5 protein-coding genes are annotated in these 7,118 nt (G+C 69.4%); all 5 read right to left on the bottom strand.

All coding sequences use genetic code 11. From position 1 onward, the window contains the following. Positions 1–143 precede the first annotated feature (143 nt). The 5 genes from ACGFIE_RS33690 to ACGFIE_RS33670 all read right to left on the bottom strand — a co-directional run bounded on the left by ACGFIE_RS33690 (position 144) and on the right by ACGFIE_RS33670 (position 7,006). Positions 144–3,575: a DNA-directed RNA polymerase subunit beta gene (locus ACGFIE_RS33690; protein ID WP_363684268.1), complete on the bottom strand. Its 3,432-nt coding sequence runs from the start codon at positions 3,573–3,575 to the stop codon at positions 144–146. A 575-nt stretch (positions 3,576–4,150) separates the two neighbouring features. Next, entirely contained in the window at positions 4,151–4,540 is a 390-nt protein-coding gene (rplL, locus tag ACGFIE_RS33685; protein WP_266246348.1) for a 50S ribosomal protein L7/L12, read from the bottom strand. A 52-nt stretch (positions 4,541–4,592) separates the two neighbouring features. Further along, the gene (gene rplJ / locus ACGFIE_RS33680; RefSeq protein WP_007465325.1) at positions 4,593–5,141 is read right to left on the bottom strand and encodes a 50S ribosomal protein L10; all 549 of its coding nucleotides are present in this window, start codon (positions 5,139–5,141) and stop codon (positions 4,593–4,595) included. 327 nt (positions 5,142–5,468) lie between these two features. After that, entirely contained in the window at positions 5,469–6,158 is a 690-nt protein-coding gene (locus tag ACGFIE_RS33675) for a hypothetical protein (RefSeq protein ID WP_393302672.1), read from the bottom strand. After that, on the bottom strand, positions 6,155–7,006 hold the full coding sequence (locus ACGFIE_RS33670; protein ID WP_393302669.1) for an ATP-binding cassette domain-containing protein: 852 nt from the start codon (positions 7,004–7,006) through the stop codon (positions 6,155–6,157). Before ACGFIE_RS33670 ends, ACGFIE_RS33675 begins: the two co-directional genes overlap by 4 nt. Between the last annotated feature and the right edge of the window lie 112 nt (positions 7,007–7,118).

Here is a 7,118-nt window from a genome sequence, read left to right as displayed (position 1 = left end):
GGTTGGGGGTGGGGGGTCGCCCCCCCTCTGCCGGGTACACTCAGTTTTCGCCCCCTCCCTTCTTGGCCCCTTTTTTGTGCTATTTACGTTGTTGTGGGGGGGGGGGGGGGGGGCCCCCCCCCCCCCCCCCCCGACCGCTCACCTCAGACCTCTTCGACCGAGCTCGGCTCGCGCCGGGACAGGTCGATGCCCAGCTCCTCGGCGGCCCGGAACACCTCGTCGTCGGTCTCGCGCATTTCCAGGGCCACACCGTCGCTGGAGAGCACCTCAACGTTGAGGCACAGCGACTGCAGCTCCTTGAGCAGCACCTTGAACGACTCCGGGATGCCCGGCTCCGGGATGTTCTCGCCCTTGACGATGGCCTCGTAGACCTTCACGCGGCCGAGCACGTCGTCGGACTTGATCGTGAGCAGCTCCTGCAGGGCGTAGGCAGCGCCGTACGCCTGCATCGCCCAGCACTCCATCTCACCGAAACGCTGACCACCGAACTGCGCCTTACCACCCAGCGGCTGCTGCGTGATCATCGAGTACGGGCCGGTCGAACGAGCGTGGATCTTGTCGTCGACCAGGTGGTTGAGCTTCAGGATGTAGACGTAGCCGACAGCGATCGGGTCCGGCAGAGGCTCACCGGAACGACCGTCGAACAACTGCGCCTTGCCGGTACGCCCGATCAGCTGCTTGCCGTCCCGGTTGGGCAGGGTCGACTCGAGCAGACCGGAGATCTCCTCCTCGCGGGCACCGTCGAAGACCGGGGTGGCCACGTTGGTGTCACCCTCGGACTCGTGGGCGTCGATCGAGCGGAGCTGGCGCTTCCAGTCGGAGTCGTCACCCTCGACCTTCCACCCGGTCTTGGCGACCCAACCGAGGTGGGTCTCCAGAACCTGGCCGATGTTCATCCGGCTCGGCACACCGAGCGGGTTGAGCACGATGTCGACCGGGGTGCCGTCCTCCAGGAACGGCATGTCCTCGATCGGGAGGATCTTCGAGATGACGCCCTTGTTGCCGTGCCGGCCGGCGAGCTTGTCGCCGTCCTGGATCTTGCGCTTCTGGGCGACGTAGACCCGGACCAGCTCGTTGACGCCCGGCGGCAACTCGTCGCCGTCCTCGCGGGAGAACGTACGCACACCGATGACCGTGCCGGTCTCGCCGTGCGGCACCTTCAGCGAGGTGTCCCGAACCTCACGCGCCTTCTCACCGAAGATCGCGCGGAGCAGTCGCTCCTCCGGGGTCAGCTCGGTCTCGCCCTTGGGCGTGACCTTGCCGACCAGGATGTCACCGGGGACGACCTCGGCGCCGATCCGGATGATGCCGCGCTCGTCGAGGTCAGCGAGCATTTCCTCGCTGACGTTCGGGATGTCGCGGGTGATCTCCTCCGGACCGAGCTTGGTGTCCCGGGCGTCGACCTCGTGCTCCTCGATGTGGATCGAGGTGAGCACGTCCTGCTGCACGAGGCGCTGCGACAGGATGATCGCGTCCTCGTAGTTGTGGCCCTCCCAGCACATGAACGCCACCAGCAGGTTGCGTCCGAGCGCCATCTCGCCCTCGTCGGTGCAGGGACCGTCGGCGATGACCTGACCGGCCTCGACGCGGTCGCCCTCGAAGACGACAGGCTTCTGGTTGACGCAGGAGCCGGCGTTGGAGCGGCGGAACTTGTGCAGCAGGTACGTCCGGCGGTGGCCGTCATCCTGGTGGATGGTGACGTAGTCGGCGCAGAGATCCTCGATCACACCGCCGACCTCGGCGACCACCACGTCGCCGGCGTCGACCGCGGCCCGGTACTCCATGCCCGTACCCACGAGCGGCGCCTCGGCCTTGACCAGCGGCACCGCCTGGCGCTGCATGTTCGCGCCCATCAGTGCCCGGTTGGCGTCGTCGTGCTCGAGGAACGGAATCATGGCGGTCGCGACCGAGGTCATCTGCCGGGGCGAGACGTCCATGTAGTCGACGGCACCGGGGACGACGTCCTCGGTCTCGCCGCCCTTACGACGGCAGAGCACCCGCTCCTCGGCGAACGTGCCGTCCGCCTTCAGTCGCGCGTTGGCCTGGGCCTTGACGAACCGGTCCTCCTCGTCCGCGGTCAGGTAGTCGATCTGGTCGGTGACCCGACCCTCGACGACCTTCCGGTACGGCGTCTCGATGAAGCCGAACGGGTTGACCCGGGCGAAGGTGGACAGCGCGCCGATCAGGCCGATGTTCGGGCCTTCCGGCGTCTCGATCGGGCACATCCGGCCGTAGTGGGACGGGTGCACGTCGCGGACCTCGAAGCCGGCCCGCTCCCGGGACAGACCACCCGGGCCGAGCGCGCTCAGCCGACGCCGGTGGGTCAGGCCCGCCAGCGGGTTGGTCTGGTCCATGAACTGGGACAGCTGCGACGTCCCGAAGAACTCCTTGATCGCCGCCACCACCGGGCGGATGTTGATCAGGGTCTGCGGGGTGATCGCCTCGACGTCCTGCGTGGTCATCCGCTCGCGGACGACCCGCTCCATGCGGGAGAGGCCGACCCGAACCTGGTTCTGGATCAGCTCACCCACGGTGCGCAGGCGACGGTTGCCGAAGTGGTCGATGTCGTCGGCCTCGTAGCCGTCCTCACCGGCGTGCAGCCGGCACAGGTACTCCACGGTGGCGACGATGTCGTCCTCGGTCAGCGTGCCGGTGGTGATCGGCACGTCGACTTCGAGCTTCTTGTTGAACTTGTAGCGCCCGACCTTGGCGACGTCGTACCTCTTCGGGTTGAAGAAGAGGTTGTCGAGCAGGGTCTGGGCGTTCTCGCGCGTCGGCGGCTCGCCAGGGCGCAGCTTGCGGTAGATGTCGAGCAGAGCCTCGTCGGCGCCGGCGATGTGGTCCTTCTCGAGCGTGGTCATCATCAGCTCGGACCAGCCGAACTTCTCACGAATCCGCTCGGCCGACCATCCGATGGCCTTGAGCAGGACCGTGACGGCCTGCCGACGCTTGCGGTCGATGCGAACGCCGACCGTGTCGCGCTTGTCGATGTCGAACTCCAGCCAGGCACCCCGACTCGGGATGACCTTGACGCTGGAGAGGTCGCGGTCGGAGGTCTTGTCCGGCTGCTTGTCGAAGTACACGCCCGGGGACCGGACGAGCTGGCTGACCACGACGCGCTCGGTGCCGTTGATGACGAAGGTGCCCTTGGGCGTCATCATCGGGAAGTCACCCATGAACACCGTCTGGCTCTTGATCTCGCCAGTGGTGTTGTTGGTGAACTCCGCGGTCACGAAGAGCGGAGCGCAGTAGGTCAGGTCCTTCTCCTTGCACTCCTCGATCGAGGCCTTGACCTCGTCGAAGCGCGGCGCCGAGAAGGAAAGTGACATGGTGCCGGAGAAGTCCTCAATGGGACTGATCTCTTCAAGGATCTCCGCGAGACCCGAGCGTGCGTGCGGGTCGTCCGCCGACCGGCCCTGCCAAGCCTCGTTGCCGACGAGCCAGTCGAAGGACTCGTTCTGGATGGCAAGGAGGTTGGGGACCTCGAGGTGTTCGGTGATCCTGCCGAATGAAACTCGGCGGGGAGCGAATGCGCTCGACGTACGACTGGTCTTCGCAGGGCGGGAAGCTGCCAAGATGCGTCCTTCCGAGGACCGGTGCTGCAGAACGGCTGGTACGCGTGCACTCCAATGACCCCACCAGAAATATCCGTAAACGGACATTTCCGAGCAGGGGTCAAGTCGGAAGGCAGCGCAAACTAGCAGTGTAGCCGAGAGGCTAACCGCTGTCCAGCCCACCCCGCAGGTCGTTCGCGGAACGCGCCTCGGCCCCCGTGAACCGGGGTCTGCCGGGCCGCTCAGAACGCAACGTCCCCACTGGGCCGCTCGGGTTGCCGCGGCTGATGGTGCCGCCGCTGTCATTACCCACGTCGTGGCCGTCGCAAGCGCGGTGTCTTGCTGGTGTTCAGCGTGCCTGGCAGCCCGGGGCCGCGTCAAGGGCCGGTATCCGGGTCGTCGGTTCTTTCCCACCTGAGGGCGACCGGGGCCGCTCGTCCGGTGGGCAGGCATCGACCAACGACGCCCAGCTCAGGACGGTTGTCGCCCGATCCACGAAACACGGCGGGCAGTGATCCGTGTCGGATCACCGCCCGCCGCGACGCGATCGTGTCCCAGCTCACCGAGCCGGGGATACGCGCAGGTGAAGCGTCAGGTCACTTGAGGGTGACCTTGGCGCCCTCACCCTCGAGCTTGGCCTTCGCCTTCTCGGCGGTCTCCTTGTTGACCTTCTCCAGGATGGCCTTCGGCGCGGACTCGACCGCGTCCTTGGCCTCCTTGAGGCCCAGGCCGGTCAGCTCACGCACGACCTTGATGACCTGGATCTTCTTGCCACCGTCAGCCTCGAGGACGACGTCGAACTCGTCCTTCTCCTCCTCGGCCGGGGCGGCAGCGCCACCGGCGCCACCGCCGGCAGCGGCAACCGCGACCGGAGCGGCGGCGGTGACCTCGAAGGTGTCCTCGAACTGCTTCACGAACTCGGAGAGCTCGATCAGCGTCATCTCCTTGAACGCGTCGAGCAGCTCGTCGGTGCTGAGCTTCGCCATATCTGGCGTCCTTTCTAAAGGTTGTCTATGAACGTGGGTGCGCCGCGCGGCCTCAAGCCGCCTCGGCGCCCTCCTGCTCGCGCTTCTTGTCCGCCAGGGCGGCCGCCGCGCGGGCGGCCTTGGAGAGCGGAGCCTGGAACAGGGCCGCGGCCTTGCTCAGGTTGCCCTTCATCGCGCCGGCCAGCTTGGCCAGCAGCACCTCGCGGGACTCCAGGTCGGCGAGCTTCGTGACCTCGGCCGCGGAAATGGCCCGGCCCTCGAAGACGCCGCCCTTGATGACGAGCTTCGGGTTGGCCTTCGCGAAGTCGCGAAGCCCCTTCGCCGCCTCGACGACGTCGCCCGAAACGAAAGTCAGCGCGGTAGGACCGGTGAACAGCTCGTCGAGGCCGTTGATGCCCGCGTCCGTCGCGGCACGCTTAGCCAGCGTGTTCTTCGCGACCGTGTAGCTGGTCTCGGCGCCGAGCGAGCGCCGCAGCTGGGTGAGCTGGGAAACCGTCAGACCGCGGTACTCGGTCAGCACGGTGGCGCCCGCGTTGCGGAAGCTCTCGGTCAGCTCAGCGACGGCCGTGGCCTTGTCGGCCCGGATCGGCTTGTCCGCCATGTCCCTCCTCTCTCGTTACTCGAGGCTGGTCCCCGATGCGGCCGAAGCCGGAGCGGGGGCGGAGGCGACGCGACAACGAAAAAACCCCGGCGCAGGGCGCACGGGGCGAGGGCCGGCGGATCAACACAGTCGGCGGACCATGTTCACTGCCGAGTTACGCTTGCCGCCCTACGCGGGTCGCCCGTTGTCGCGGGACCTTCGACCGTGCCGGAGCACGGTGACCAGCGGTCTCTGGGTGGTTCATCCTCCGCAGTAATGCGGACGATGTTTGAAGAGTACGCGGCCGCGTGACCAGCACCAAATCGGCCCTGGTGAGCCGAGTCACAGTCAGCCCTGGGCCCGCCGGCGCCACAGGTAGCCGCCGACCGCGGCGGCGCTCCACGCCAACGCCCAGAGCGTGAGCCCGAGCACTGTCAGCGCGGCGGCGTCACCCGCTGTCGTCCGGGCGGTGGCCATGATCGGCGGCACCAGCCAGGGGGCCACGGAACCCCGCAGACCGAGAGCCACCGCGCCGACACCGCCGAGGGCCAGCACCGCCACGCCGTACGCGGCACCGCCCACCGACGCCCGGCTGGCCAGCGCGCCGAGGGCGACCGCCGCCGGTACGGCGAGCAGGTGCGCCCACAGCCCCAGTGCGATGCCGACGGGCACCGACCGGTCCCCCGGCTCGACCGGGCCGGTGACCCCGCCCACCAACCACGGGAAGACAAGCGCGACCGCCACCGCGACCAGCGCCGCCACACAGGCCGCCAGGAGCCCGGCCAGGCGTTCCCGGGCCACCCCGACCGTCACCTGGGCGAGCCGGCGCTGCACGTCCGGCTCGATGTCCAGAAGGATCTTGGTCTGCCAGGCGAGCACCGGGAAGAGCACCACCGCCGAGACGCCGTACGCCTCCGCCGGCTGGGCCCGGCCGCCGCCGTAGAGCGTGCCGAGCACGACGAGACCCGCGAGCAACGGCGCCAACGCCCGACCGGTCCGTAGGAAACCCGCCAGCCGCATCCGTACCAGGGCGCTCATCGGGGCTCCCCCGCTGCCTGCTCGACGGCGTCCGTGCCCTCGGGCTGATCGGGAGCCGGCGGAATTGACGGGGCCGTGGGGCGAGCCTGCGGTGCGGTGCTGGAGGCGTCGGCGCGTACTCGAAGAATCTGGTGGCCCTCGGCGCGCAACCGGGCGACGGTGCTGGCGACCCGCGCGGCTGGCACCGCGACCTCGACCACCGCGATGGCGTCGTCGGTCGGCGCGGTCTCCTCGGTCAGCGTGCCGGCGGCCACCGCCCAGCGGCGCGCGGCCGGCAGCCGGACCGTCTCCCCGCGGTGGTCGCTCACCAGGACCGTGCCGCCGTCGGCCAGCACCTCGTCGATCAGCCCGGGAACCAGCTCGCGGGTCGCCGCGTCGAGACCCTCCCACGGCTCGTCGAGCACCAGCAGGCCGGGCGGTCGCAGCATGGCCTGGGCGAGACCCACCTTCTGCGCGGTGCCCTTGGACAACTCCGGAAGTCGCACCGAGCTGAACGCGCCCAGGCCCAGCCGCTGCGTCCAGGTCGCCACCGCCTCGTCGGCGGCCGACCGCCCCAACCCGGCCACGCGGGCCATGCCGGTCAGATAGCGGGAGACGGTGAAGGGCTGGTCGGCCGGGAATCGCTCCGGCACCCAGCCCACCCGGGCCGGCCGGTCGACGACGCGGCCCCGGCTCGGCCGCAGCACCCCGGCGGCCGCCTGGAGCAGCGTGGACTTGCCCACCCCGTTGCGGCCGAGGACGACCGCGACCTCACCCGGACCGATCTGCACGTCCACGCCGCGCAGTACCCACGGGCCACGCCTGTGGTACCGCAACCAGACGTTCTCCAGCCGCATGCGGTCGAGCATCCCACACCACAGACGCGCCGGGGGGGGGGGGGGGGGGGGGGGGGGGGGGGGCGGGGCGGGGGGGGGGGGGGGGGGGGGGGCGGGGGGGGGGGCGGGGCGGGGGGGGGGGCGT

It is taken from the genome of Micromonospora sp. NPDC049275 (assembly GCF_043197115.1).
Classification (GTDB): Bacteria; Actinomycetota; Actinomycetes; order Mycobacteriales; family Micromonosporaceae; genus Micromonospora.
Note: the sequence above shows the minus strand (reverse complement) of the source record. Positions and strands in the feature narration are given on the sequence as shown.

Coding starts and splice junctions, on each gene's coding strand:
- ACGFIE_RS33670 (WP_393302669.1), bottom strand. CDS start 7,006: ATGCTCGACCGCATGCGGCTGGAGAACGTCTGGTTGCGGTACCACAGG.
- rplJ (WP_007465325.1), bottom strand. CDS start 5,141: ATGGCGGACAAGCCGATCCGGGCCGACAAGGCCACGGCCGTCGCTGAG.
- ACGFIE_RS33675 (WP_393302672.1), bottom strand. CDS start 6,158: ATGAGCGCCCTGGTACGGATGCGGCTGGCGGGTTTCCTACGGACCGGT.
- rplL (WP_266246348.1), bottom strand. CDS start 4,540: ATGGCGAAGCTCAGCACCGACGAGCTGCTCGACGCGTTCAAGGAGATG.